The organism is Agrobacterium sp. InxBP2, from assembly GCF_026191755.1.
GTDB lineage: Bacteria > Pseudomonadota > Alphaproteobacteria > Rhizobiales > Rhizobiaceae > Agrobacterium > Agrobacterium pusense.
On sequence record NZ_JAINDY010000034.1, the window covers coordinates 217,774 to 240,569 of the forward strand.

Here is a 22,796-nt window from a genome sequence, read left to right on the forward strand (position 1 = left end):
GCGGGCGATGAACGGCGAAATTTCCTATGCCGATTTCGAGAAGGTGGATATCCGCGTCGGTACGATCGTGGAAGCCGAGCCTTTTCCCGAGGCGCGCAAACCGGCAATCAAGGTGAAGATCGATTTCGGGCCGGAGATCGGCATCAAGAAGTCCTCGGCGCAGATCACGGTGCACTATACGCCGGAAAGCCTTATCGGCCGGCAGGTTCTGGGCGTGGTGAATTTTCCGCCGCGACAGATCGGGCCGTTCCGCTCCGAGGTCCTGACGCTTGGCTTTGCCGACGCCAATGGAGATATCGTACTGGCTGCGGTTGAAAGGCCGGTGCCAAACGGCGAGAAAATGTGCTGATTGGCGGCCTGCCGTCAAGCCGGGATTTTGACGATAACCCTCAATCCGCCCATCGGGCTTTTATCCAGCGACACGTCGCCGCCATGGCTGCGGGCGATGTCGCGGACGATGGAAAGGCCAAGGCCGGTGCCCGAGGCATTGAGGTTGCGCGCCTCGTCCAGTCGGAAAAACGGCTTGAATACATCCTCGCGTGAGTTCTCCGGAATGCCCGGACCGTCATCGTCAAAGGTCATGATAATGGAGCGTGGCGCCTTGCGGATATCGACGTGGAGGTTGCTGGCGTAACGCCGGGCATTTTCGGCGAGATTGGCGACGAGCCGTGAAAGTGCGTTCGGCCGCGCGATGATCCTCTCGATATTATAGAGTTCGTAGCTGAATTTCTTGCCGTGCAGTTCGAAATCATGGCCGATTTTTTCGAGAAGTGCAGGAAGCTCCAGCGTGCCGACATCCTCTTCCACATCGGTACGGGCAAAGGTCAGATAGGCTTCCAGCATCGACTGCATGTCTTCCACATCCTTGTCGAGGCCCTCGAGATCCGGATTGTCGCCGGCGAGCGCCAGCTGCAGCTTGAACCGGGTGAGGATGGTGCGCAGGTCGTGGCTGACACCGTTCAGCATGGCGGTGCGCTGCTCCATCTGCCGTTCAATGCGCTCCCGCATCAGGATGAAGGCAAGGCCCGCCCGGCGTACTTCATCCGCGCCGCGGGGAGAATAGGCGCTGACCTTCTGGCCCTTGCCGAAATTCTCCGCCGCCTTGGCAAGCGCTTCTATCGGCTTGATCTGGCCGCGCAGGAAGAGGATCGAAATGGCAATGAGCACCAGCGATGCGCCAACCATCCAGACAAGGAAGATGTGGGTGTTGGAGGCATAGGCCGCGCTTCTGCTGGTGAAGACGCGGAGCGTCTTGTCATCCAGCTGGACACGGATTTCCACCAGTGAGCCGTTGCCATAGGTATCGATCCAGAAGGGCCTGCCGATCTGTTGGCTGAGCTGGTTTGCGAGGATGGTATCGAGAATCGAGAACAGCGGCTCCGGCCGTGGCGCCGGCAGATCCGTCTTGGGCTCGATATAGACGCTGAGACCCAGCTTGTCGCGGGCGATACGGATGACCCGCTGATAGTCATCCTCTTCGGGGTCTGTCTGTAGAAGTTCGATGATCGCGGCGATATCTCGGGTCACCGCTGCCGAAAGGCGTTCGGTCACCAGCTGCCAGTGGCGCTCCATGAAGACGGCCGCGACCACGGCCTGTAGCAGGATCATCGGCAGGATGATGATGAGGAGCGAACGGGTGTAAAGCCCGGTGGGCAGCCAGTGTCGCAGCCATCTGCCGATGGAGCGCCAGGTCTTTGCGACGGCGCTTTTTTTAAACGTGTCGAGAAAATCGAGGCTCGCCATGGTCGTGCGTTCGCCCTTCGTTGGGTGCTCGTCAGTCCACGCTGAGGCGGTAACCGATGCCACGCACCGTTTGCAGATAGACCGGGTTGGCAGGGTCGTCTTCGATCTTGCGGCGAAGACGGTTGATCTGCACGTCGATCGTTCTTTCGCCCACTTCCGACTCCGCTTCCACCAGCTCGTGCCGTGGAATGGTATCGCCGGCGCGTAGCGCAAAAAGCAGCATGATCTCCTGTTCACGATCTGTCAGGCGGATCGTTTCCGGACCGCGCCGCAGTTCCCTTCTGGGAATGGAGAAGCTGTAGGGGCCGAACATGATCTGTTCGATCTTCGGCGTGTCCGGGGAGGTGTTGCGCCGCAGAATATTGTTGATGCGCAGGACCAGTTCGCGCGGATCAAAAGGCTTGGCGAGATAATCGTCCGCTCCCGCTTCCAGCCCGGCAATACGTGAATCCGCTTCCGAGCGGGCGGTCAGAAGAATGACCGGCACGGATTTATCTTCGTTCAGCGAGCGGGTCAGCGAAAGCCCGTTCTCTCCGGGCATCATCACGTCGAGGATCAGCAGATCGAAACGGATGCCCACCATCTTGCGGCGGGCTTCTGCTGCATCGGCCGCAACGGAGATGCGATATCCCTTGTCGCCAAGAAAACGCTGCAGGAGATCGCGGATGCGGGCGTCATCGTCGACGATCAGGAGATGAGCCGCATCGTCGTCCGCCGGTGGACGTTTTGCCGGAGCTTGCGCCATCGTCACTCATCCTCCACGCTGGTCATCGTCGCCGGGCTGCGCATCTGCGCCAGAAATTTGCGCACGCAGGTGCGCGCATCGGGACCGAGGCCTTCCAGCGCGCGGTCGATGCGACGTGATTGTGGTTCGCTGAGCGCCAACGCCAGTTCGCGGCCTGTCAGCGTCGGATAGAGCCGGCGCTGGCGGCGGTCTTCAGGACCTGCCATCTGGCGGATGTAACCGTCGTCGATCAATTGCTTCAACACTCGGGCGAGGCTCTGTTTGGTTATCTGCAGCGTATCGAGGAGATCCGCCACGGTCATGCCCGGCTGCCGGCTGACAAAATAGACCACCCGGTGATGCGCGCGCCCATAATCAAGTTTCGACAGGATGACGTCGGGATCGGAGACGAAATCGCGATAGGCGAAAAACAGCGCTTCGATCGTGTCGAAGTCAATCTTGCCGTCGTCAACCTTCGGCAGTGCCGGTGTCTGTCTGGCGGCGGCGGTTTTGAGCGATTGCGGTGGCACTGCGGTTCCTTCATATTCTGCGGCTGTCTGATCATATGTTGCAGGCGTCGATGCGCCAATATTCTGTAAACATAGCCGAAAATGCGTCCGCTCGGGAGAATGCCGCGATCATTTTCTGTTGCGGTGGATAATATGGCGAGGGTGCCGGTGCAACTGGAATCCTGCGCGACCTTCACCGCAAATACAAAAGAGCGCGGAAACTCCGCGCTCTCAAGCATTACTGTGGTAATGGCCGTCTTACTGGTAGACGTAGACGATACGACGTGTCGAGGGTTCTACGAGTACAGGTACATCGTTCACCCTCACATACCGATACTGATAATCTGGAACTTCAACCAGACGGGTATCGGCCGGCAGGACGCTGCCAACGGCAATGTCACCGTCATAGGTGATGGTATCGGCAGGGTGCTCGTCAATATAGGTGATGACCGACTGCGGCGGATCGACTTCGCCGACGCGGCCCAGATTCGGATCCCCGGGGTTCGGTTCAGCCTGGACACTCGAGGTTTTTTCGTAGGTCACGACCGGCACGCTGAGTTCCGTGCGGCGTTCCTTGAGAATGACGGGCGAACCTTCATACATCACGTTCAGGTAATCGGCATGGGCCCAGCCGCGCAGACCGTTCACCTCGATGCGACACCAGCTGCTACCTTCCATGCAGCCGTCCAGCACGGCGTTGCTGCCACGCGTGGCGAGGCCGACTTCCGGATAGTCGTCACCGGGGCCGGACCGGACAGAAATATCCGAGGCGGTTGTTGCGACCATGGCGGCATTTGCATAGCCCGCCATCAAGGCGAAGGCGCCACCAGCGATCAGCATTTTAAGCGTCTTGTCCATGTGTCTCACTCCTTTCAAGACTGGTGCTACAACGTCGCAATCCCCAGGGCGTTCCACATTTTTCGGGAAGATCATGTCTCATCAAGCCGCCTCTTCGTGTTATCTGACTGTATGGAATAGGGATTTTCTTCGTGAATTCGCCGCTGAGAACAAGGTGACCTGTCGCCATTGTGCCGTAACCGGTAGCGGGCTATAGGATGGCGGATCTTTCAGACAGGAGACACGGGATATGGGAAAGTTGCAGGCCGGGATTATTCCGGTCACGCCATTTGAGCAGAATTGTACCGTCCTGTTTGATCAGGACACCAAGGAAGGCGTCGTCGTCGATCCTGGCGGGGATGTGGACGTCATTCTTCAGGTAGTTGCTGAAAACGGCATCACGCTCAAGGAAATATGGTTGACGCACGGCCATCTCGACCATGCCGGTGGTGCGGATGAGTTGCGCGAAAAACTCTCCCTGCCGGTGATCGGGCCGCATGAAGATGACCGGCCCCTGCTGGAGAGAATTGAGGTGCAGGCGCAGAAATACGGCATCAGCGGTCTGAAGAACGTCGTGCCGGATTCATGGCTGAAGGAAGGTGACAAGGTCTCCTTTGGTGATCACGTCTTCGAGGTCTATCATTGCCCGGGGCACGCGCCCGGGCATGTAATCTATTACAACCGCGACCAGAACTTCGCCCATGTGGGCGACGTGCTGTTTGCCGGGTCGGTGGGGCGCACGGATCTGCCGGGTGGAAACCACGAGCAGCTGATGGCGTCCATTCGCGATAAGCTGCTGCCGCTTGGCGACGATGTCGGCTTCATCTGCGGCCACGGCCCGGGCGGACGGCTGGGTGAGGAGCGGCTGACCAACCCCTATCTCAAGGGACTGTGAGCGCCGGACGGCTGCGGCCTGCGGCGCGCACAAAAAAACCCGGCATTCCTGCCGGGCTTCAACTAGAAAAGAAAGCCGTTTTAGGGTCAGCCAGCAATCTGCAGATTGACTGCCTTCGGCCCTTTGCCGCGACGATCCGGTTCCGTGTCGAAGCTCACTTTCTGATTTTCTGAAAGTCCGGACAGGCCGGAAGCCTGTACGGCAGAGATGTGAACAAAGATATCAGCGCCACCATTGTCTGGCTTGATGAAGCCGAAGCCTTTGTCTGTATTGAAGAATTTTACGGTGCCAGTTTCGGCCATGCATCAGGTCCTTTTCGCTCTGCCCGCGTTCAGCTACAGGCAGCATTACAGTTTTGCCCCGCGTGGGCGTTGGCAGGCAGTTTTTGACTATTGAGAAAATGGACCTTCGCAGCGGGAAGTAATGGCGTTCTCATCCAACGTTTTTCGTCCCACCGCCCGAGGTTTATAGCGTCCCCAGTGCGCAAATTTATAGGCCTTCCCATGCTCGCAAATTGCCCGAACCGCAGTAGATTGCTGCGTTTATCGAAAATTGGCAAGCAAAAGTTTTTACGGGCTTTTTGTCAGATAAAAAACCTGCGGTAGAGTTGCGCGTGGGAACCGCACATTTTTTTCGCATAAGTGATAGTTGATGAAATAATTGCCGGTCGGTCTGAGCTTTCCCGGCAAAAATTTGGACGCGTGACCGCGATTTCCCGAGAAAACAGAAAAAACAGTTCTTTTCGCGTCACGCCGCTTCTGTCGCGGTTTTTTGCCGTTTGCGCGTCAGTTCCGGTACCAATTCCACGATCAGGATGGCGATGAAAATGATCAGGCAGCCGACATAGCCGGCACCGGAAATGGTTTCCTTGAGGAAAATCGAGGCCAGCAGGGCGCCGAAGAGCGCCTCCGACGACAGGAAAATCGCGGCCTGCGGCGCTGTTGTGTAGCGCTGGGCAATCACCTGAAGCACAAAGGCGAGGCCGGAAGAAACGAGGCCGACATAGAGAATTTCTACCATCGACGCCTCGATGGCGACCATGCTGATCGGTTCGGACACAACGCCGATCATGCAACTAAGAAGGGAGCAAACCGCGAATTGTGTGCAGGAGAGCGCAAGCGGCCGGCCGCTTTCGGAGACGAAGCGCCCTGCGAGCGTAATCTGGATCGCCCAGAAGAAAGCGCAGATGATGCTGAGAATATCCCCTTTCGTCAGCGTCTCGAAGGCGCCGCCGGAAAGGAGGAATATACCACCGAGCATCATCAGCGCGCAGGGCCAGACGACCCAGTGGGGGTGACGGCGGTAAAGCAGAACGGCAATCACGGGCACGAAGATGACATAGAGCCCGGTCAGGAAGCTGGAATTGGTGACCGTCGTGGTCAGCAGCCCGACCTGCTGGGTGGTGGCGCCGCCGAACAGCGCAAGACCGACGAGAATGAAGCTGCCGATCTGACGCGGGCGGGGCGGTGATTTCAGGGACCGGGTTTCCATGAGCGCGAAGGGCAGCACGGCGATGGCGGCGATGGCGAAACGCAAACCAACGAACCAGAAAGGGCCAATCGAGGCCATGGCTGAGGATTGTGCGACAAAGCCGCCTCCCCAGATTGCTGCGGCGAGCAGAAGCAGCATATTGGCCTGAATTCGCGTCATTATTGGCACCAGCAATGCGGGGCCGGGAGATCATTGACGTCACGGCCGGGCAAACAGGGGATTTTGTGAGGTGTCATCCAGCTGTGTCGGACGACTGTTTCCCGGGTGCTTTAGCAGCAACATGCCGATGCCGCAAGTCGAGGGGAGGGCCGTTATCTATAACGGCGGGCCTCGTCCTTCAGGCTGCGCCGGGTAAGCATCAGGCCGCCAAGGCCTAGGCCGACGAACGCCGCGGCCGAGAGGACGATGAGCAGGATATGCGGACCTGCCTTCGTCGTCGCAGCCACCTGCGGTATGGCGGAGGTATGCAGGGTGTCCACCGCTTGCGCAGCCGCATTGGCCGATGTCGCGATGCCGGCTGCCATGGTGATGATGACAAGGAAAGCCGCGACCGCCATCCAGAGGGAAAACAGCGTTCTCTGTGCCCTTAACCTTTCAACGGAAGTGCGGTCGTTGGTAAACATGGCTGTCGCCTCTTGTCCCTGTTCTTAAAGGACAAAAGAGGCTTCGAAATGGACGGCTTGGAGACCGAATTCTGGCGTTCCGCGGCATTTATTGCGGCAATATTGTGGCGGGGGCGTTTTTGAACCGGAATTGGCGTCAGAGGCCGCGTTTTCCGAATGTCCGGGTCTGGCGCAGGGGATGCGCGTCAGAGGTGCGCTCCTCACGGAAAAAAGCCGCGGAGCCTTTCTCCAGTCGTGCGGCAGGAGAAAAATATGCGCTGCCCAGCTCGGGAAAGCGCGCGTCGAAACTGGTGGGCGCAAGTTCCGGTTTTGCCAGAATGTAGCCCTGCATTAGGAAAACGCCGAGTTCTTCACATTGCTCCACCTGCCAACCGGTTTCCAACCCCTCGAAAACCGGCTCTATCCCATCCTCCCGAAACTGGCTGACAATGACGCGCAGGAGAGCGGCGCCCGCAGAATTCTGCATGAAGTCGCGCACCCAGCCCGCCTCGAATTTCACATAGTCCGGCTTGATGAGCTTTACCCGTTCGATGGCGGTATCGCCGGCGCCGTAGTCATCGAGCGCCACGCGAAAGCCGATATCGTGCATGTGGTAGGCGAAATCTGCGACCATCTGGGTGTCGGAGGCCTTCTTCTCGGAGATTTCGCAGACGATACGGTCTGCCGTCATGCCGGCCTCGTGGGCTGCGAGGCGCATGCGCTCCACTTCCTGCCGCATCTTGGCTGGCGTCTGGAACAGGCCGGGATGGAAATTGACGAAGATGCGCGCGCGGGAGCGGCTGAGCCTGCCGGTGTTGAGAATGTGGATGGTCCGCAGGATGCTGTCGATATTTTCGATGTCTTCCGGTGCCACCAGCGAGAAAAATTCACCTGGTGTTACCGGTTCGCCGTTACGGTGGGGGCGCACAAGACCTTCGAAGGAATCGATGTCCAGCGGGCCGCTTGATGTGCGACGGAATATGGGCTGCAGGGCGGACTTGAGGTTGAAGCTGTTATAGGCGGTGGACCATGTGCCATCGGCCTCGCGGACAAGACTGGAAAAGATGCTTTTGGGCGCCATTTTTCAACCAGCTATAGAGAGACACGACCCCTAGGCTCGCGAATGTAGCTCAACAAGCGTTACTTCCGGGTTAAGGAAGGCTTAAATTGTACCCCCACGGCGGATAGGCTGGCTTTTGGCCTTGAAACTAGGCCCGTCTTTCGACATAGAAATTGCCGCAGCAGACGAGATTTCCAAGCTCTGCGATGTCAACCCCAATAGGACCGATTAAAAATGGCCTTCCTTGCCGACATTCTCTCCCGCGTAAAGCCATCCGCCACCATCGCCGTTAGCCAGAAAGCCCGCGAGCTTAAAGCGCAGGGCCGCGATGTGATTAGCCTTGGCGCCGGCGAGCCGGATTTCGATACGCCCGACAATATCAAGGAAGCGGCCATTGACGCGATTAAACGCGGTGAAACGAAATACACGCCTGTTTCCGGCATTCCGGAACTGCGCAAGGCGATTGCCGACAAGTTCAAGCGTGAAAACGGCCTCGACTACAAGCCGGAGCAGACGATTGTCGGCACCGGCGGCAAGCAGATCCTGTTCAACGCTTTTATGGCGACGCTGAACCCCGGTGATGAAGTCGTTATCCCGGCGCCGTACTGGGTCAGCTATCCCGAGATGGTCTCGATCTGCGGCGGTACGCCGGTATTCGTCGACGCGACGCTGGAAGACAATTTCAAGCTGAAGCCGGAAGCGCTGGAAAAGGCGATCACGCCGAAGACCAAGTGGTTCGTGTTCAACTCGCCGTCCAACCCGTCGGGCGCGGCCTATTCGCACGACGAGTTGAAGGCGCTGACCGATGTGCTCGTCAAGCACCCGCATGTATGGATCCTCACGGATGACATGTATGAGCACCTGACCTATGGCGACTTTAAATTCGTCACGCCGGTGGAAGTAGAGCCTTCGCTCTATGACCGCACGCTGACGATGAACGGCGTTTCCAAGGCCTATGCCATGACCGGCTGGCGTATCGGTTACGCTGCCGGCCCGCTGCCGCTCATCAAGGCCATGGACATGATCCAGGGTCAGCAGACCTCGGGCGCGAGCTCCATCGCACAATGGGCCGCGGTCGAAGCCTTGAACGGCACGCAGGATTTCATTCCGGCGAACAAGAAAATCTTCGAAGGCCGCCGTGACCTGGTCGTCTCCATGCTCAACCAGGCCAAGGGCATCAGCTGCCCGGCTCCGGAAGGTGCGTTCTACGTTTACCCGTCCTGCGCCGGCCTGATCGGCAAGACCGCGCCGTCGGGCAAGGTCATCGAGACGGATACGGATTTCGTCTCCGAGCTTCTTGAAGCCGAAGGCGTTGCCGTTGTGCAGGGCTCGGCCTTCGGTCTCGGCCCGAACTTCCGCATTTCCTATGCCACCTCGGAAGAGTTGCTGGAAGAGGCCTGCAAGCGCATCCAGCGCTTCTGCGCCGATTGCCGCTGATCGGTTTGTAACCTCGATTGAAAAAGCCCGGCAGCGATGCCGGGCTTTTTTCGTTTCGGTCAGAGCCCCAGGAACAGCAGCATGATGAAGGTGGCGAAGAGAATGAAATGCGTCATTCCTTCAATCGCGTTGGTTTCACCGTCATTGAGGTTGATGGCGGCGGCGATGAGCGTGATGAAGACCATGACGGTCTGAACGGGCGTCATCGCCATGATGAAGGGCTGGCCGGTATAGAGCGCGATACCCTCCATCACGGGCACGGTCAGGATAACCGTCGAGAGCGATGCGCCCATGGCGATATTGACCACGGCCTGCATACGGTTGCGCAGGGCAGACCTGAGCGCGGTGAGGATTTCCGGCGATGCCGAGATCGTCGCCACCACCACGGCCATCAGCGCCGGCGGTGCGCTGGTGCCTTCAAGACTTTCGCCCAGGAAGGCGGACATGAATTCCGCCAGTACGCCGATCAGAACCACGCCGGCGATGATGAGGCCGATGGAGAGTGGTACGTTGCCTTCATCGTCCTCTTCCACATGGCTGCCTGCTGGCTGGCCGGCCGGATGTGGCTTTCGAGGGTAAGTGTAGCTGAAAAAATAGCTGTGCGGGCCCACCTGCATTTTGAGGAACAGCGCATAAAGCGCAATCATCGCCACGATTGTGAACACCGAGTAGATGTGCCAGCTCTGTTCAGGAATGAACTCAGGCACTATCATCGATATGCCCATCGCCGTCAGGATCATCACGCCATAGGTCTTGCCGGAATCGTCGTTATACGGCTGTTCTCCGTGGCGAAGGCCTCCAAGAAGCGCGGCGAGACCAAGAATGCCGTTGATGTCGATCATCACGGCGGAATAGATCGTATCCCGCACCAGCGTGGGTGAACTGGATTCGCTCATGATGATGGCGAGGATCAGCACTTCCACCGCAACCGCCGACAGCGTCAGGATCATGGTGCCATAGGGGTCGCCCACCTTGGCGGCCAGGATTTCGGCGTGATGGGCAACCCGCATCGAGACGAGAACAATGAGCCCGATCAGCACGACGGCAGCGATGATCGTCGCCGTCTTTCCCGCTTCGAAGATTGCATGTTCGACCAGATAGGCGACGATTGCCGTCGGTATCGCCAGAAGCAGCATACGCTCCTGTTTCAGAATAGAACCCGCCATTGATTTCCCTTCCCCCGGATCTGCTTAGGCTGTGACGTATCGTCCCTCAGATCAAGCAGGATTTGCGCTTGAGTGCTTTTGGTAGGATAGTGATGTCGCAGGACATGCTGCTCATGCCGCGGTGTCCCCATCGGGTGCAATGCTTGAAGCGCGGTTGTGGTTGCCATGTCGCCTACCGAAACAGGAGGAACATGCATGACCAAAGTGGTGTATGAAATCGTCGAACATGACGGGGGCTTCGCCTACCGCATGAACGGCGCTTATTCCGAAACATTTCCTACCTATGCGGATGCCGTCGAGGCTGCGCGCATCGTCGCTGCCGAACAGCAGGTGGGTGGCGATGACGAGGAAATCAGCTATCAGGATGAGAGCGGCCACTGGCATGAAGAATACAGCCAGGGCGGCGACCGCCCGGAAGCCGAGGTGGTGGACAAGACGACGCAGCAGGCCGAACCATTCTGACGGGCGATCCGTGGATTTTAAGCAAACCAGGATCGCTTTTCCGTTCCGCCGGTCCCTTCCAGTTGGGGATCGCGGGCTGCCTCGTATCGACGCGGCACTGCCTTAGCGCCGTTTCGGTGGCGCGCCCGGATCGGTTTCCTTGAGATGACCCTTGAGGCCTTCGACCAGGGCGCTGAAGACGGCGCGGCATCGCGGTGAGGTCTTGAGGTTTTCGTGCATCGCGACCCAGGTATGGAGCGGGATATCGATGTTCGGCAGAACCTGAACCAGTCGCGGGTCCTTGCGGGCCAAGCCAATCTGACAGACGCCGATGCCCGCGCTGGCGCGGATCATGGCAAGTTGTGCAAGGTTGCTGTCGGCGCGTATTTCGAAGGAAATTTCCTCAACATCGGGGATGTCAGGATCGAGCGAACGCATCCGCTGGATGGCCGCCCGGATGAACGGCGTCTTGCGATCAAAACCGACCATCCGGTGGTGGTTCAGGTCTTCCATGCTCTTTGGCGTTCCGGCTTTTGCCAGATAGTCGCGCGTCGCATGAAATCCCAGACGGAAATTGCCGATGTAACGCATGACGATCGCGTCCTGCAGCGGCTCGGTCATGCGAATGGCAATATCCGCCTCGCGTCTTAGAAGGTCTTCCAGCGTATCTGATAATGACAGCTCGATTTCAAGCCGCGGGTGAACCTCCTGCATGGCCGTGATAATCGGCGGCAACATTTCGACTCCGATGATGTCAGATGCGCTGATGCGCACCGTGCCTTCGATCTTGCCGACTTCGCCGGAGGCCGCGCGCATGAGGGCGGCGGTCGTCGCCGCCAGATTTTCCGCATAGGGGCGGAGCGCAAGGGCTGCTTCCGTCGGCATCAAGCCGTGCGGCGAGCGGATGAACAGAGGAAAGCCGACGGCCTCTTCCAGCGCGCCGATATGACGTCCCGCCGTCGGCTGGGTGATGCCAAGCTCGCGGGCGGCGGCGGACAGCGAACCGTCGCTCAGCACGCTAAGGAAGGTGCGATAAAAATCCCAGCTGACGTCGCGGTTCTTGCTCATAAAATTTTGTATAGCCGATCCACTGATTTCGATAATTTCGTATATCGCGAAACGCGACGATACTCCATCCCAGAACAAGGAGTACGGCGATGATATATGAAAACAACGTAAATTCAGCAGAGAATGATCGGCCACTGGCGCTGGTTCTGGGCGTGAATGGGGGTGTCGGCGGCCAGATCTCCCGTATGCTGCAGCAACGGGGATGGCGCGTGAGGGCGATGACGCGGCGGAAGGCGGCTTCCCACATCACTGGCGATGTCGAGTTCGTGGTGGGTGACGCCATGAACGGTCAGGACGTCTTGAAGGCGGCACAAGGTGTTCGGCTGATCGTCCATGCGGTTAATCCTCCCGGATACCGCGATTGGGAGAAGCAGGTATTGCCGATGCTGGACAACACGATCGCGGCTGCTGAAAGCTGTGGGGCGAGGATTGTTTTCCCGGGGACCATCTATAATTTCGGCTCTGACGCCTTTCCGCTGCTGAGCGAGGAGAGCCCGCAAAAGCCCTTTACCCGCAAGGGCGCGTTGCGTGTGGAGATGGAGCGGCGGCTTAAACTGGCTTCAATGCGCGGCGTGCCGGTGCTGATCGTCCGGGCGGGCGACTTCTTTGGGCCAGATGCGAGAAACAACTGGTTTTCGCAGATGCTGGTGCGACCCGGCAGGCCGGTTCGCAGCGTGCAGAACCCTTCCGCCCGCCATGCAGGACACCAATGGGCTTATCTGCCTGACGTGGCGGAAACCATTGGCCGACTGCTCGACCGTGCAGACGAGCTTCCGGCCTTTGCCGTCTATCACATGGAAGGTTTCTGGGATTTCGACGGGCTGCAACTGATTGAAGCGATCGAGCGGGTTGTGGGCCATCCGGTCAAGCGGCGACGTTTATCCTGGACAGGCATCAAACTGGCTGCGCCCTTCGTTCCGCTGTTCCGCGAAGTGCTGGAAATGCAATATCTCTGGCAGATGCCGATCAGGATGAGCAATCGTAAGCTAACAGATTTCCTTGGAAGCGAGCCGAAGACACCTATCGACATTGCGGTGGCGACCACGTTGGCGGGTCTCGGCTGCCTTGACGAGAGGCCGCAGCCGTCGAACCTTGCGCATCCGGCCGACGCCGAAGGCAGGGCGTGATGGGCGCGGTTGCGAACGGAATGTCGACCAGGCGTCGCGCCTTTGCCGCGATTTCGGCAAGCGTGCCCGTGCTGATCTTCGCTCAGGTGCTGCTGGCCGGGCTGTCGATCTATTACGATGGATCGCTGCTGTCGCTGCACAAGGGGCTCGGCCTTCTGATCGCCGTTCCGATCCTGTCGCTGGCGGTCCTCGCTTTGCGATACGAGGACCTGCGGCCCAATCTTGGCCGTTCGCTGGTGCTGCTAGCTATCTATTGTCTGCAGGTGGCGCTGATGAGCATCGGTCGGGAAACGGGCAATGGCCTTTTGCAGGCGCTGCATCTGCCCAATGCCTTCGTAATGGGCGCCTTTTCCGATTTTGCCGCCCGGCAGGCGAGAAGCGCGCAATGAACGAAAACGCCGCATCGCTTTTCAACGATGCGGCGTCTTTTTCATTGCTATTGGGCGAGGGCCGGATAGTCGGTGTAACCTTCGGCGCCGCCGCCATAGAAGGTCGGCTGGTTCGGTTCATTCAGCGGCGCGTCGTTTTTCAGGCGGCGCACCAGATCAGGATTGGCGATGAAGGCCTTGCCGAAAGCAACGGCATCAACCTTGCCACTTTCCACGGCTTCGATGGCGCTCTGCCTGTCGTAACCATTGTTGGCGATCCACAGGCCCTTGCCGCCGGCATTACGATAGGCCGCCTTGAAGGACGCGTAATCGAAAGGCTTGTCGCCCTGCTTGAAATCGCGCGGACCGCCCGTCGCACCTTCTACGACATGGATGAAGGCGAGATTGCGCTTGCCCAGCTGCTCAACGACGTAATTATAGAGCGGTTGCGGATCAGCCTCGAAAATATCGTTGGCAGGGGTAACTGGCGAGAGGCGGATGCCGGTGCGGCCGGCGCCGATCTCTTCCGCCACCGCGTCGACGACTTCCAGCAGGAAGCGAGCGCGGTTTTCGATGGAGCCACCGTAATCATCCGTGCGCTGGTTGGTGCTGGATTTCAGGAACTGCTCGATCAGGTAACCATTGGCGGCATGGATTTCGACGCCGTCGAAACCGGCCTCCAGTGCCGCGCGCGCGCCGCTGCGGTAATCCTCGAGGATGAGGCCGATATCGTCGATGGTGAGGGCACGGGGTTCGGAGGTTTCGGCAAAGGCACCGGTGCCGTCATCATTGATGATATAGGTCTTCGATTTGGCGGTGATGGCCGAGGGGGCGACCGGCTGGCCACCATGCGGCTGCAACGAGGTGTGGGAAATTCGGCCCACGTGCCAGATTTGGGCAACGATCTTGCCGCCCGCCGAATGAACGCCGTCAGTGATCTTTTTCCAGCCTTCAATCGCTTCCCGCTTATAAAGACCGGGAACATCGGCGTAACCCTGGCCCTGCTGGGAAATGGGCGTGCCTTCAGTGACGATCAGGCCGGCTGTCGCCCGCTGCTCGTAATAGGTGGCGTTGAGATTGTTGGGAATGGCGCCCGGGGAGCGATTGCGGGTGAGAGGGGCCATGACGATGCGGTTGGCGAGTGCGATATCGCCGGCCTGTGCCGGTTCGAAAAGACTGGTCATGCGACTTCACTTTCTGGTCGGTTGGCGAAATTGCGCGGCAGGCGCGCTATCCTGATATGGGTGCCGGTGCGAAACCGTGTCGCGGTTCCGGTCCGGCACCCCGGGCTCAAAGCTTGGTTTTCAGATAATTGCGGAAAGCATCGATGGTTTCCTCGTTGCGCTCAAAAAACACCCATTGCCCCACCTTCTTCGACCTTATCAGGCCCGCCGCCTGCAGTACCGCAAGATGCGAGGAGACGGTGGATTGCGACAGGCCGCTGATCTGAAACTGGTTGGCGCAAACACCCATGCTGAGCGGATGCTCCTGACAGAAGTGACTTTCCGGAGACTTCAGCCATTCCAGAAATTTCAGCCGTGCGGGGTGCGAAAGGGCCTTGAGGACTTCCTCCGGGTTCATTGGGGTTTCTTCAATATCTGACATACCCGATATTTATATCGATCATTATCGATATACAAGTCACGTCTCTGTGAGGACTGCACGGGCGCGGTGGCATCGGCAAAAAAAAGGCCGCTGGATATTTCCGCGGCCTGATAAGTTTGAAGGTCAAAACCTCCAGAGGGGAACAGCTGTCGCGTGCCTGAGCGAGCGTGACAGCCAACCAAGATATGGTGGGAGCGACAATGCAAAACAAGGTTGCATCATCCGATATTTCGCCAATTTGGAGAAAATTCTTGCGGGTAAAAAAAGAGGGCCGCCGGATGTATCCAGGGCCCTTTAAGTGTGAAGGTCAAAAACCTCCAGAGGGGAACAGCTGATGCGGTGGAACTGGGAGGAAAAGCCACCGTGTGCATCAGCTGAGAGCGATATGGTGCTTTTTTGTGCACGAAACAATTCTTTTTTGTGCAGGTCAGGCATGCGTCGGGTGCAGGCCTCGATATTTCAGGTATATTTTATGTGCAAAGCTGGCGAAGGGCGACTGGTCGCCCTTCCATGAATTCCCCTGTAGCTCTTTGAAAAATAACGTCTATTTCAGCCGTTCGGCTATTTAAACGTCAGAAATTCCAGTTGCGCGCCTTGGCGACGATAAAATCGCGGAAGGCCTTCAGCTTTGCAGCATTTTTCATCTCGTCCGGATAGCAGAAATAGGTGTCGAATGACGGAATGTCGGCCGCGAGCGATAACTGGATGAGGCCGGGGTCCCGGCCGACAATGTAATCCGGCAAGCAGGCGATACCTATTCCCAGCAGGCAGGCGCGCTTGATCGAGGTCTGGCTGTTGATCTGCAGATGCGGGGTGCGGGTGTTGTCGGAAGACCGCCCGGCATTTTCGAGCCAGTTGACATCTAGCAGGTAGTTCGGCGCGGGTTCGCCAAACGAGATAATGCGATGGTTGTCCAGATCCTCAACCGACTGGGGCTCGCCATGGCGATTGATATAAGACGGCGCGGCATAGACGTGCATGTGCACCGTGAACAGCTTGCGCTGGATGAGGTCCGATTGCTGCGGCTGGCGCAGGCGGATGGCGCAATCCGCGTGGCGCATATTCACATCCAGCTCCTCATTGTCGAGGATGAGCTGAATCGACATTTCCGGATAGAGCTGCAGGAATTCCTGCACCTTGTCCGTCAGCCAGCCCTGACCGAGGCCCACCGTCGTCGTGACGCGCAGCTTGCCGCTCGGCTTTTCCGTCGTTTCGGTCAGCTGCATCTTCACCGTTTCGAGCTTCAGCAGCACATCGTGAGCGGTGCGATAGAGCAGTTCGCCCTGTTCGGTAAGAATCAGGCCGCGGGCGTGGCGATGAAACAGCTTGACGCCGACATCCTGCTCCAGCGCGCTGACCTGGCGGCTGATGGCCGACTGGGACAAATGCAGCTTGTCGGCAGCATGGGTGAAAGACCCTGCTTCGGCTGCGGCATGAAATATGCGCAGTTTATCCCAGTCCAATGGCATTGCCATGCCTATCCTGCCTTTCAGTTATTCCGCTGCGACGGCAAGCGGTTGATGCGCGGTGAGATAACGTTCCGCTTCCAGCGCGGCCATGCAGCCCATGCCGGCGGCGGTGATTGCCTGACGGTAGATGTCGTCGGTGACGTCGCCGGCCGCGAAAATGCCTTCCACGTCGGTGGCGGTGGAATCGGGAGCGGTCCACATATAACCGTTGTCCTTCAGCTTCACCTTGCCCTTGAAGAGCTCCACGGCAGGCGCGTGGCCGATGGCGACGAAGACGCCGTCAATGGGCCTTTCGCTGATCGCGCCGGTTTTGGTGTCGCGCAGCTTGACGCCGGAAACGGAGGGCGGCATCGGCGGTTTTGCGGGCGCGCCGGTAATTTCGGCAACTTCCGTGTTCCAGAGGATATTGACGTTGTCCTTGGCAAAGAGCCGTTCCTGAAGGATTTTTTCCGAACGGAAGCTGTCGCGTCTGTGCACGACCGTTACCGACTTGGCGATATGGGCGAGATAAAGCGCCTCTTCCACGGCGGAATTGCCGCCGCCCACCACGATCACATCCTTATTGCGATAGAAGAAACCATCGCAGGTGGCGCAGGCGGAAACGCCGAAGCCCTGGAAATGTTGCTCGCTCTCGATGCCGAGCCACTTGGCCTTGGCGCCGGTGGCGATGATCAGCGTGTCGGCGGTCCATACCTGGCCAGAATCGGTCTTCACGACGAACGGGCGAACGCTGGTTTCAACTTCGGTCACCAGGTCACTGACGATTTCCGCGCCGACATGCGTCGCCTGCTTCAGCATCTGGTCCATCAGCCACGGGCCCTGGATAGGGTCTGCAAAGCCCGGGTAATTCTCGACATCGGTGGTGATCATCAGCTGACCGCCCTGTTCCATGCCGGCGATCAGCACCGGCTTCAGCATTGCGCGCGCCGCGTAGATCGCCGCCGTGTAGCCTGCGGGACCGGAGCCGATGATCAATACCTTGGTATGGCGGGCAGACATGGGAAATTTCCTTCTCAATAGCAGGGTCTTCAGCGAGGGCCTTCCAGCCGCGGCAGGGCGGACGGGCCATAACCCCTTCGTTGGCGGGTATTTAAGGTTGTCTAGTGTCTTTATTCAAGGGCAGCCTTGCGTTACCAACAAGGCAGTTGTGGATGCACGCGCAATTTTGTGACCGGCTGGCGGCATATTGTTGCGAATCCCGCGCCGAATAGTACAAGGAAGTTCTCCAGCTTAACGAGGTACTCCTCCGTGACCAGCGTCGAACTCGATGCCATCGATCTGAAAATCCTGCGCGAATTGCAGCGCGACGGGCGCATGACCAATGTGGAACTGGCCGAAAGGGTCGGTATCTCGGCTCCTCCGTGCCTGAGGCGCGTCCGCAAGCTCGAGGAGGCGGGGGTAATCGAGGGTTATCACGCCATGTTGAACGCGCCGAAGCTCGGTTTTGATCTCGTCGCCTTCTGCATGATCGGTCTCAAGCGCCAGTCGGACAGCAATCTGAAGGCCTTTGCCGCGGCGACGGCCGGGTGGCCTCTCGTGCGCCAGGCCTGGATGGTATCCGGCGAAAGCGACTTCCTGTTACATTGCGTCGCAAGAAACCTGACGGAATTTCAGGACTTCGTGATCGAGGTTCTGACTGCGGATGAGAATGTCGATACGGTGCGCACCATGCTGACCATCCGTCAGGTCAAGCGCGTCGGTCTCGTGGAAATCTGATTTTCCGGCTTGCGACGCATTACCCCCGCCGCAACGCCTCATAGACTTCGCCAAGACTGGCCGCTTCTTTTTCCAGCGGAAAAGTGCTGCGCACATGCGCAAGTCCGGTACTCGCGTGGACTTTGGCCATGGCGGGATCGGCGAGATAGGTCTTTATTGCATCCCTCAGTGATGCATAGTCGCCCGCTTCAACAACCGCCCCGGTCTCGCCCGTGACGATCATTTCCTCGTAGGCACCGGCATTGCTGGCGACGACGGCCGTTTCCGAGGCCATTGCTTCAAGCGGAGTCAGCCCGAAACCCTCGTTGCGCGAAGGCGCGACATAGAGCGTCAGCCGCCTGTACCACGGCTTGATGTCATCAACTTCACCCTGAAACACGATACGATCTGAGAGGCTGGCGGCCCTGACATCTGCTTCAAGGGTTTCGGCAAAAGCCTTGTGTTCCGCCGTCACGCGGCCTGAAACCACAGCTGTCCATTGCGGATAGGCGGGCAGAAGTTCGATCATGGCACGCACGAAAAGATCGGTGCCCTTCTGGTGGCGGACCCGCCCGAAGCAGCCGATCAGATATTGTCCCGGCAAGCCGGTCGCGGCTATCGTGTCCTCAGGACCGGTTGCCGGGTGGAAAAGTTCGGTATCCACGCCATGCATGACAACGCGATGGGGCACTTCAAGAAATGAGCCCGAGCGGATGTTGGTGGCCACCACGGCATCCATCCTGGAGATCAGGAAACGGGTGTAGGCGGAATGCCGCCTCTGCGCGGCCGAGGTGAAGAGAAGCTTCACCTTCATGCGCAGCACATCACGCATGAAAATTCCCGGCAACATTTCGAGGTTGCGGCGGGCATGCCAGATGCGCGGGCCGCCAAACGGGCCGCCTTGCCAGAGCCGCCACAGGTCGCGGAAACGCACATGCGGCAGATGCGGCGGCAGGCCGGGGCCGATGGTGGCGACCTTCTGTCCCAGCCGGTTCTGCACCGGTATCAGCTGAACGATTGTAGAGGTGACGCCGGAGAGCCTGCGTTTGAAATTCGGCGCAAGCACCTGCACATCTTTCAGGCTGACGTGGGACAAGATGGGCTTCCGTCTTTGCGGCTGGTTCAGGGGAGCAACAGGTCAAAAGCAATGCGCCCGCTGGCGGGCGCATTGCATGGGGCAATCAGCCCCACTGAACCGCGAGGATCTCGTAACCCTTGGCGCCGCCAGGCGCGTTGACTTCGATGCTGTCGCCAACTTCCTTGCCGATCAGGGCGCGGGCAATCGGCGAAGAGATGGAAATACGGCCGGCCTTTACGTCGGCTTCCTGGTCGCCGACGATCTGATAGGTCTTTTCCTCATCGCTGTCTTCGTCAACCAGCTTCACGGTGGCACCGAACTTGATCTTCGAACCCGACATCTTGGAAAGGTCGATGACTTCAGCGCGCGCCGTCAGATCTTCGAGTTCCGTGATGCGGCCCTCGTTATGGCTCTGCGCTTCCTTGGCAGCATGGTACTCGGCGTTTTCCGAAAGGTCGCCATGGGCGCGCGCTTCCGCAATCGCCTCGATGATGCGGGGGCGTTCCTCCTGCTGGCGCCAGCGAAGCTCCTCCTGAAGCTTGACGAATCCACCCTGGGTCATCGGTACTTTTTCTACCATTTTTTTATCCTTCGCATTCCGGTCGCTTTACCTGCAGACACAAAAAGAAACAGGTTCCGGAGGGGAACTCCGGAACCATGCCAAAATCATAACTGAGCGGACTATATCAGAAGACGACAGCGAAATGCCAGCAAATTTGAGGCATCAATATTTCTTCGTCTTTCCAATGACTTGAACATCCTGATTGACAATCTTCAAGAGAACATATAGTGAACATTATTATGAAGAAGTCAATCAGGCAACGGCTGGCCATTCTCTCTGACGCCGCGAAATACGACGCCTCCTGCGCATCGAGCGGGACGGCGAAACGGAACTCCGCAGCCTCTGGCGGATTGGGCTCGACAGAAGGGTCTGGCATCTGTCATGCCTATGCGCCGGATGGGCGCTGCATATCGCTCCTGAAAATCCTGCTCACCAATTTCTGCATCTATGATTGCGCCTATTGCATCAACCGTTCTTCCAGCAATGTGGAACGGGCGCGGTTTACCGCAGAAGAGGTGGTGTGGCTGACGCTCGAATTTTACCGGCGCAACTATATTGAAGGGTTGTTCTTGTCCTCGGGTATCATCCGTTCCTCTGATCACACGATGGAGGAGATGGTGCGTGTGGCGCGTGAACTGCGGGTCACCCATGGCTTTCGTGGATACATCCACCTAAAATCCATCCCGGAAGCGTCTCCGAAATTGATCGAGGAGGCGGGGCTTTATGCGGACCGGTTGTCGATCAACATCGAGTTGCCCACCGATAGCGGCATCGGCCGTTTTGCGCCGGAAAAGCAGCCCGCCAATATTCGCCGCTCTATGGCCGATATTCGCCTGAAGATCGAGGAGGCGGGCGAGCCTACCGTCAGAACGCGAAAAACCAAGCGTTTTGCGCCCGCCGGACAGAGCACGCAGATGATCGTGGGCGCCGACGGCGCCGATGACAGCACCATTCTTTCCACCAGCGCGCGGCTCTATGGAAGCTATGGTCTGCGGCGCGTCTATTATTCGGCGTTCAGCCCAATTCCGGATTCGTCGAAGAACCTGCCACTCATCAAGCCGCCGCTGATGCGCGAACACCGCCTCTATCAGGCGGACTGGCTTTATCGTTTTTACGGTTTCGATATCGGCGAGATCACCGCTATCGGCGGAAACGGCATGCTGGATCTTGACATCGACCCGAAGCTTGCCTGGGCATTGAAGCATCGCGATCAGTTTCCGGTAAACGTCAATGCGGCGGATCGCGAAATGTTGCTGCGTGTACCCGGTTTCGGCACCAAGACGGTTGCCTCGATTCTCTCGTCGCGGAAGTTCCGCAGTCTGCGGCTGGAAGATATCGCCCGCTTCGGCGTATCTCTCAAAAAGGTGAAGGCCTTTATCGTCGCAGAGGGATGGACACCGGGCAAGCTGATCGAACGGCCGGATCTGCGCGCGATGTTTGCGCCGCAGCCTGAACAATTGTCGTTGTTGTGATGTATGGCCCGGTGCTGGAGGGGCGGGGGGATTTCACCGAGTGGCGCGATGCTGCGCGCGCGGCGCTTGCGGCCAATATACCGCCGGAGAAGATCGACTGGCGGCTGCAGGATGACGGGTTTGGGCTTCTCGACTTTTCCGGTGCGCCATTGCCAACGGAGGTCGGCGCCCCGGTTCCCGTACCTGCCGCATTTGTCGCACTGGCGCAGGCTGTCATCTGCCACAGCGATCCCGGCCGTTTCGCGCTGCTCTACAGGCTATTGTGGCGGCTGAAACGGGATCGGGCCCTGCTGCAGTTCAAGTCCGATCCGGATGTTTCCGATGTGCGGCTGCTCGAAAAGTCTGTCCGTCGCGATTATCACAAGATGACGGCCTTCGTGCGTTTCAAGGAGCTGCCATTGCCGCAAGGGCAGGGCGGGCGACGGCGGTTCGTGGCGTGGTTCGAACCGGACCATTTCATCATCGAACGTACGGCTCCGTTTTTTCAACGTCGCTTCACCGACATGGACTGGTTGATTGTCTCGCCGAAGGGCAGCGCCCGATGGGACGGAAACCTGCTGCAGACATCACGGGAGGCTGCCGCCAAGCCTGATCTCAAGGATGAAACGGACGATCTCTGGCGGACCTATTACGCCAATATTTTCAACCCGGCCCGCTTGAAGATCAAGGCCATGACAGCGGAGATGCCGAAGAAATACTGGAAGAATCTGCCGGAAGCCGAGCTCATCCCTGACCTGATTCTGGGCGCGGAGGCGCGGGTGCTGGAGATGGCGGCGAAGGAGGCGAGCCAACCGAAGCCGTTTCACCATCGCCTCCAGGCAGCGGCTTCCGCACGGGAAGAGCAGCCACCTTTGCCGGGTGGCACGCTTGCTTCGCTGGCGCATGAAGCGCGCCACTGCACACGGTGTGCCCTGCATTGCAAGGCGACGCAGACCGTTGTTGGTGACGGGCCGGAAAACGCGAAGATCATGGTCGTCGGCGAGCAGCCGGGCGATCATGAGGATCTGGCCGGAAAACCTTTTGTCGGCCCCGCAGGCCAGCTGTTCGACAGGACGCTTAGAGAGATCGGTGTGGACCGCGGCGGGCTTTACGTTACCAATGCCGTGAAACACTTCAAATACGAAACGCGCGGCAAACGGCGCATCCACCAGCGGCCGAATGCGGGGGAAGTGGAGCAATGCCGCTGGTGGCTCAACCAGGAAATCGCGCTTGTTCAGCCGAAGCTGATCGTTGCGATGGGTGCAACGGCGCTATATGCGCTGACCGGCGGCAAAGAAAAGGTCTCGGAGATTCGCGGCCGTCCCTTGCCAATGCAAGAAGGGCGGACGCTTTTTGTCACCGTGCACCCATCCTACCTGCTTCGCCTCCCTGATGAGCAGGCTAAAGAGATGGAAATCAAGAAATTCAAACAGGACATGCTTTATGTAAGAAATTTTGAATAGTCTTT

Annotated in this window: 25 protein-coding genes; 9 read left to right on the top strand and 16 right to left on the bottom strand. The window is 58.6% G+C overall.

The genetic code is table 11. The annotated features are described in order from the left end of the window. Window positions 1–7 precede the first annotated feature (7 nt). Window positions 8–349, top strand: a complete 342-nt coding sequence (locus K7A42_RS22875; protein ID WP_112554068.1) for a tRNA-binding protein — start codon at window positions 8–10, stop codon at window positions 347–349. Window positions 350–363: 14 nt separating this feature from the next. Here the strand turns inward: K7A42_RS22875 and K7A42_RS22880 are convergent, their stop codons facing one another. From K7A42_RS22880 to K7A42_RS22895, 4 genes are all read right to left on the bottom strand, one after another. Next, the gene (locus K7A42_RS22880; RefSeq protein ID WP_022556672.1) at window positions 364–1,743 is read right to left on the bottom strand and encodes an ATP-binding protein; all 1,380 of its coding nucleotides are present in this window, start codon (window positions 1,741–1,743) and stop codon (window positions 364–366) included. A gap of 31 nt (window positions 1,744–1,774) precedes the next feature. Then, the gene (locus K7A42_RS22885; protein WP_006699625.1) at window positions 1,775–2,488 is read right to left on the bottom strand and encodes a response regulator; all 714 of its coding nucleotides are present in this window, start codon (window positions 2,486–2,488) and stop codon (window positions 1,775–1,777) included. Between the two features lie 2 nt (window positions 2,489–2,490). Then, window positions 2,491–2,997 carry a MarR family winged helix-turn-helix transcriptional regulator gene (locus K7A42_RS22890; protein WP_022556671.1) on the bottom strand — a complete coding sequence of 169 codons (507 nt, stop codon included), beginning with the start codon at window positions 2,995–2,997 and terminating at the stop codon, window positions 2,491–2,493. A 237-nt stretch (window positions 2,998–3,234) separates the two neighbouring features. Beyond that, window positions 3,235–3,834 carry a DUF1236 domain-containing protein gene (locus K7A42_RS22895; protein ID WP_004442927.1) on the bottom strand — a complete coding sequence of 200 codons (600 nt, stop codon included), beginning with the start codon at window positions 3,832–3,834 and terminating at the stop codon, window positions 3,235–3,237. A gap of 229 nt (window positions 3,835–4,063) precedes the next feature. Between K7A42_RS22895 and K7A42_RS22900 the strand changes: the two genes are divergently transcribed. Beyond that, complete coding sequence (locus tag K7A42_RS22900) at window positions 4,064–4,708, top strand: MBL fold metallo-hydrolase (protein ID WP_004442926.1); 645 nt, start codon at window positions 4,064–4,066, stop codon at window positions 4,706–4,708. Window positions 4,709–4,794: 86 nt separating this feature from the next. Here K7A42_RS22900 and K7A42_RS22905 read toward each other — a convergent pair whose 3' ends face one another. The 4 genes from K7A42_RS22905 to K7A42_RS22920 all read right to left on the bottom strand — a co-directional run bounded on the left by K7A42_RS22905 (window position 4,795) and on the right by K7A42_RS22920 (window position 7,882). Next, window positions 4,795–5,010, bottom strand: coding sequence for a cold-shock protein (locus K7A42_RS22905; protein ID WP_003494703.1), 216 nt, complete (start codon window positions 5,008–5,010; stop codon window positions 4,795–4,797). 445 nt (window positions 5,011–5,455) lie between these two features. Further along, entirely contained in the window at window positions 5,456–6,358 is a 903-nt protein-coding gene (locus tag K7A42_RS22910; protein ID WP_048902730.1) for a DMT family transporter, read from the bottom strand. A 152-nt stretch (window positions 6,359–6,510) separates the two neighbouring features. Further along, on the bottom strand, window positions 6,511–6,822 hold the full coding sequence (locus K7A42_RS22915) for a hypothetical protein (RefSeq protein WP_004442924.1): 312 nt from the start codon (window positions 6,820–6,822) through the stop codon (window positions 6,511–6,513). A gap of 136 nt (window positions 6,823–6,958) precedes the next feature. Beyond that, on the bottom strand, window positions 6,959–7,882 hold the full coding sequence (locus tag K7A42_RS22920; RefSeq protein WP_022556666.1) for an EAL domain-containing protein: 924 nt from the start codon (window positions 7,880–7,882) through the stop codon (window positions 6,959–6,961). Window positions 7,883–8,095: 213 nt separating this feature from the next. Between K7A42_RS22920 and K7A42_RS22925 the strand changes: the two genes are divergently transcribed. Next, window positions 8,096–9,298, top strand: a complete 1,203-nt coding sequence (locus K7A42_RS22925; RefSeq protein ID WP_004442922.1) for a pyridoxal phosphate-dependent aminotransferase — start codon at window positions 8,096–8,098, stop codon at window positions 9,296–9,298. Between the two features lie 59 nt (window positions 9,299–9,357). On the opposite strand, the gene K7A42_RS22930 is transcribed toward K7A42_RS22925, so the two are convergent. Beyond that, window positions 9,358–10,464 carry a calcium:proton antiporter gene (locus tag K7A42_RS22930; RefSeq protein WP_282455938.1) on the bottom strand — a complete coding sequence of 369 codons (1,107 nt, stop codon included), beginning with the start codon at window positions 10,462–10,464 and terminating at the stop codon, window positions 9,358–9,360. 195 nt (window positions 10,465–10,659) lie between these two features. Here K7A42_RS22930 and K7A42_RS22935 point away from each other — a divergent pair, with 195 nt between their 5' ends. Further along, the gene (locus K7A42_RS22935; protein ID WP_004442919.1) at window positions 10,660–10,926 is read left to right on the top strand and encodes a DUF2188 domain-containing protein; all 267 of its coding nucleotides are present in this window, start codon (window positions 10,660–10,662) and stop codon (window positions 10,924–10,926) included. A 102-nt stretch (window positions 10,927–11,028) separates the two neighbouring features. On the opposite strand, the gene K7A42_RS22940 is transcribed toward K7A42_RS22935, so the two are convergent. Then, entirely contained in the window at window positions 11,029–11,973 is a 945-nt protein-coding gene (locus tag K7A42_RS22940) for a LysR family transcriptional regulator (protein WP_006699631.1), read from the bottom strand. 89 nt (window positions 11,974–12,062) lie between these two features. On the opposite strand from K7A42_RS22940, the gene K7A42_RS22945 reads away from it, so the two are divergent. Together K7A42_RS22945 and K7A42_RS22950 are read left to right on the top strand one after the other, a co-directional pair. Next, window positions 12,063–13,100 carry an NAD-dependent epimerase/dehydratase family protein gene (locus tag K7A42_RS22945; RefSeq protein ID WP_282455939.1) on the top strand — a complete coding sequence of 346 codons (1,038 nt, stop codon included), beginning with the start codon at window positions 12,063–12,065 and terminating at the stop codon, window positions 13,098–13,100. Further along, on the top strand, window positions 13,100–13,489 hold the full coding sequence (locus K7A42_RS22950) for a DUF6220 domain-containing protein (RefSeq protein ID WP_244455577.1): 390 nt from the start codon (window positions 13,100–13,102) through the stop codon (window positions 13,487–13,489). Before K7A42_RS22945 ends, K7A42_RS22950 begins: the two co-directional genes overlap by 1 nt. A gap of 47 nt (window positions 13,490–13,536) precedes the next feature. On the opposite strand, the gene K7A42_RS22955 is transcribed toward K7A42_RS22950, so the two are convergent. The 4 genes from K7A42_RS22955 to trxB form a co-directional block, all read right to left on the bottom strand. After that, a complete protein-coding gene (locus K7A42_RS22955) occupies window positions 13,537–14,652 on the bottom strand; it encodes an alkene reductase (protein WP_006699634.1) in 1,116 nt (371 codons plus the stop codon). Window positions 14,653–14,758: 106 nt separating this feature from the next. Beyond that, a complete protein-coding gene (locus tag K7A42_RS22960) occupies window positions 14,759–15,049 on the bottom strand; it encodes an ArsR/SmtB family transcription factor (protein WP_282455940.1) in 291 nt (96 codons plus the stop codon). Between the two features lie 596 nt (window positions 15,050–15,645). Beyond that, window positions 15,646–16,542, bottom strand: a complete 897-nt coding sequence (locus tag K7A42_RS22965; protein ID WP_034498849.1) for a LysR family transcriptional regulator VtlR — start codon at window positions 16,540–16,542, stop codon at window positions 15,646–15,648. A 24-nt stretch (window positions 16,543–16,566) separates the two neighbouring features. Beyond that, entirely contained in the window at window positions 16,567–17,541 is a 975-nt protein-coding gene (gene trxB / locus K7A42_RS22970; RefSeq protein ID WP_035209282.1) for a thioredoxin-disulfide reductase, read from the bottom strand. 249 nt (window positions 17,542–17,790) lie between these two features. Here trxB and K7A42_RS22975 point away from each other — a divergent pair, with 249 nt between their 5' ends. After that, the gene (locus K7A42_RS22975) at window positions 17,791–18,258 is read left to right on the top strand and encodes an Lrp/AsnC family transcriptional regulator (protein WP_004442906.1); all 468 of its coding nucleotides are present in this window, start codon (window positions 17,791–17,793) and stop codon (window positions 18,256–18,258) included. Between the two features lie 19 nt (window positions 18,259–18,277). On the opposite strand, the gene K7A42_RS22980 is transcribed toward K7A42_RS22975, so the two are convergent. Together K7A42_RS22980 and greA are read right to left on the bottom strand one after the other, a co-directional pair. Next, window positions 18,278–19,333 carry a glycosyltransferase family 4 protein gene (locus K7A42_RS22980; RefSeq protein ID WP_282455941.1) on the bottom strand — a complete coding sequence of 352 codons (1,056 nt, stop codon included), beginning with the start codon at window positions 19,331–19,333 and terminating at the stop codon, window positions 18,278–18,280. Window positions 19,334–19,418: 85 nt separating this feature from the next. Then, window positions 19,419–19,895: a transcription elongation factor GreA gene (greA, locus tag K7A42_RS22985; protein ID WP_003522847.1), complete on the bottom strand. Its 477-nt coding sequence runs from the start codon at window positions 19,893–19,895 to the stop codon at window positions 19,419–19,421. Between the two features lie 221 nt (window positions 19,896–20,116). Between greA and K7A42_RS22990 the strand changes: the two genes are divergently transcribed. Together K7A42_RS22990 and K7A42_RS22995 are read left to right on the top strand one after the other, a co-directional pair. After that, a complete protein-coding gene (locus K7A42_RS22990; protein ID WP_035209288.1) occupies window positions 20,117–21,349 on the top strand; it encodes a putative DNA modification/repair radical SAM protein in 1,233 nt (410 codons plus the stop codon). Further along, entirely contained in the window at window positions 21,349–22,791 is a 1,443-nt protein-coding gene (locus tag K7A42_RS22995; protein WP_035209291.1) for a UdgX family uracil-DNA binding protein, read from the top strand. Before K7A42_RS22990 ends, K7A42_RS22995 begins: the two co-directional genes overlap by 1 nt. The last annotated feature ends 5 nt before the right edge of the window (window positions 22,792–22,796 follow it).

Excerpts from the sequence above, each read along its gene's own strand:
- K7A42_RS22995 (WP_035209291.1), top strand. The coding sequence starts at position 21,349 with ATGTATGGCCCGGTGCTGGAGGGGCGGGGGGATTTCACCGAGTGGCGC.
- K7A42_RS22990 (WP_035209288.1), top strand. The coding sequence starts at position 20,117 with ATGAAGAAGTCAATCAGGCAACGGCTGGCCATTCTCTCTGACGCCGCG.
- K7A42_RS22895 (WP_004442927.1), bottom strand. The coding sequence starts at position 3,834 with ATGGACAAGACGCTTAAAATGCTGATCGCTGGTGGCGCCTTCGCCTTG.
- K7A42_RS22935 (WP_004442919.1), top strand. The coding sequence starts at position 10,660 with ATGACCAAAGTGGTGTATGAAATCGTCGAACATGACGGGGGCTTCGCC.
- K7A42_RS22965 (WP_034498849.1), bottom strand. The coding sequence starts at position 16,542 with ATGCCATTGGACTGGGATAAACTGCGCATATTTCATGCCGCAGCCGAA.
- K7A42_RS22880 (WP_022556672.1), bottom strand. The coding sequence starts at position 1,743 with ATGGCGAGCCTCGATTTTCTCGACACGTTTAAAAAAAGCGCCGTCGCA.
- trxB (WP_035209282.1), bottom strand. The coding sequence starts at position 17,541 with ATGTCTGCCCGCCATACCAAGGTATTGATCATCGGCTCCGGTCCCGCA.
- K7A42_RS22960 (WP_282455940.1), bottom strand. The coding sequence starts at position 15,049 with ATGAACCCGGAGGAAGTCCTCAAGGCCCTTTCGCACCCCGCACGGCTG.
- K7A42_RS22915 (WP_004442924.1), bottom strand. The coding sequence starts at position 6,822 with ATGTTTACCAACGACCGCACTTCCGTTGAAAGGTTAAGGGCACAGAGA.
- K7A42_RS22945 (WP_282455939.1), top strand. The coding sequence starts at position 12,063 with ATGATATATGAAAACAACGTAAATTCAGCAGAGAATGATCGGCCACTG.
- K7A42_RS22885 (WP_006699625.1), bottom strand. The coding sequence starts at position 2,488 with ATGGCGCAAGCTCCGGCAAAACGTCCACCGGCGGACGACGATGCGGCT.
- K7A42_RS22955 (WP_006699634.1), bottom strand. The coding sequence starts at position 14,652 with ATGACCAGTCTTTTCGAACCGGCACAGGCCGGCGATATCGCACTCGCC.
- K7A42_RS22910 (WP_048902730.1), bottom strand. The coding sequence starts at position 6,358 with ATGACGCGAATTCAGGCCAATATGCTGCTTCTGCTCGCCGCAGCAATC.
- greA (WP_003522847.1), bottom strand. The coding sequence starts at position 19,895 with ATGGTAGAAAAAGTACCGATGACCCAGGGTGGATTCGTCAAGCTTCAG.
- K7A42_RS22930 (WP_282455938.1), bottom strand. The coding sequence starts at position 10,464 with ATGGCGGGTTCTATTCTGAAACAGGAGCGTATGCTGCTTCTGGCGATA.
- K7A42_RS22950 (WP_244455577.1), top strand. The coding sequence starts at position 13,100 with ATGGGCGCGGTTGCGAACGGAATGTCGACCAGGCGTCGCGCCTTTGCC.
- K7A42_RS22920 (WP_022556666.1), bottom strand. The coding sequence starts at position 7,882 with ATGGCGCCCAAAAGCATCTTTTCCAGTCTTGTCCGCGAGGCCGATGGC.
- K7A42_RS22905 (WP_003494703.1), bottom strand. The coding sequence starts at position 5,010 with ATGGCCGAAACTGGCACCGTAAAATTCTTCAATACAGACAAAGGCTTC.
- K7A42_RS22925 (WP_004442922.1), top strand. The coding sequence starts at position 8,096 with ATGGCCTTCCTTGCCGACATTCTCTCCCGCGTAAAGCCATCCGCCACC.
- K7A42_RS22900 (WP_004442926.1), top strand. The coding sequence starts at position 4,064 with ATGGGAAAGTTGCAGGCCGGGATTATTCCGGTCACGCCATTTGAGCAG.
- K7A42_RS22940 (WP_006699631.1), bottom strand. The coding sequence starts at position 11,973 with ATGAGCAAGAACCGCGACGTCAGCTGGGATTTTTATCGCACCTTCCTT.
- K7A42_RS22875 (WP_112554068.1), top strand. The coding sequence starts at position 8 with ATGAACGGCGAAATTTCCTATGCCGATTTCGAGAAGGTGGATATCCGC.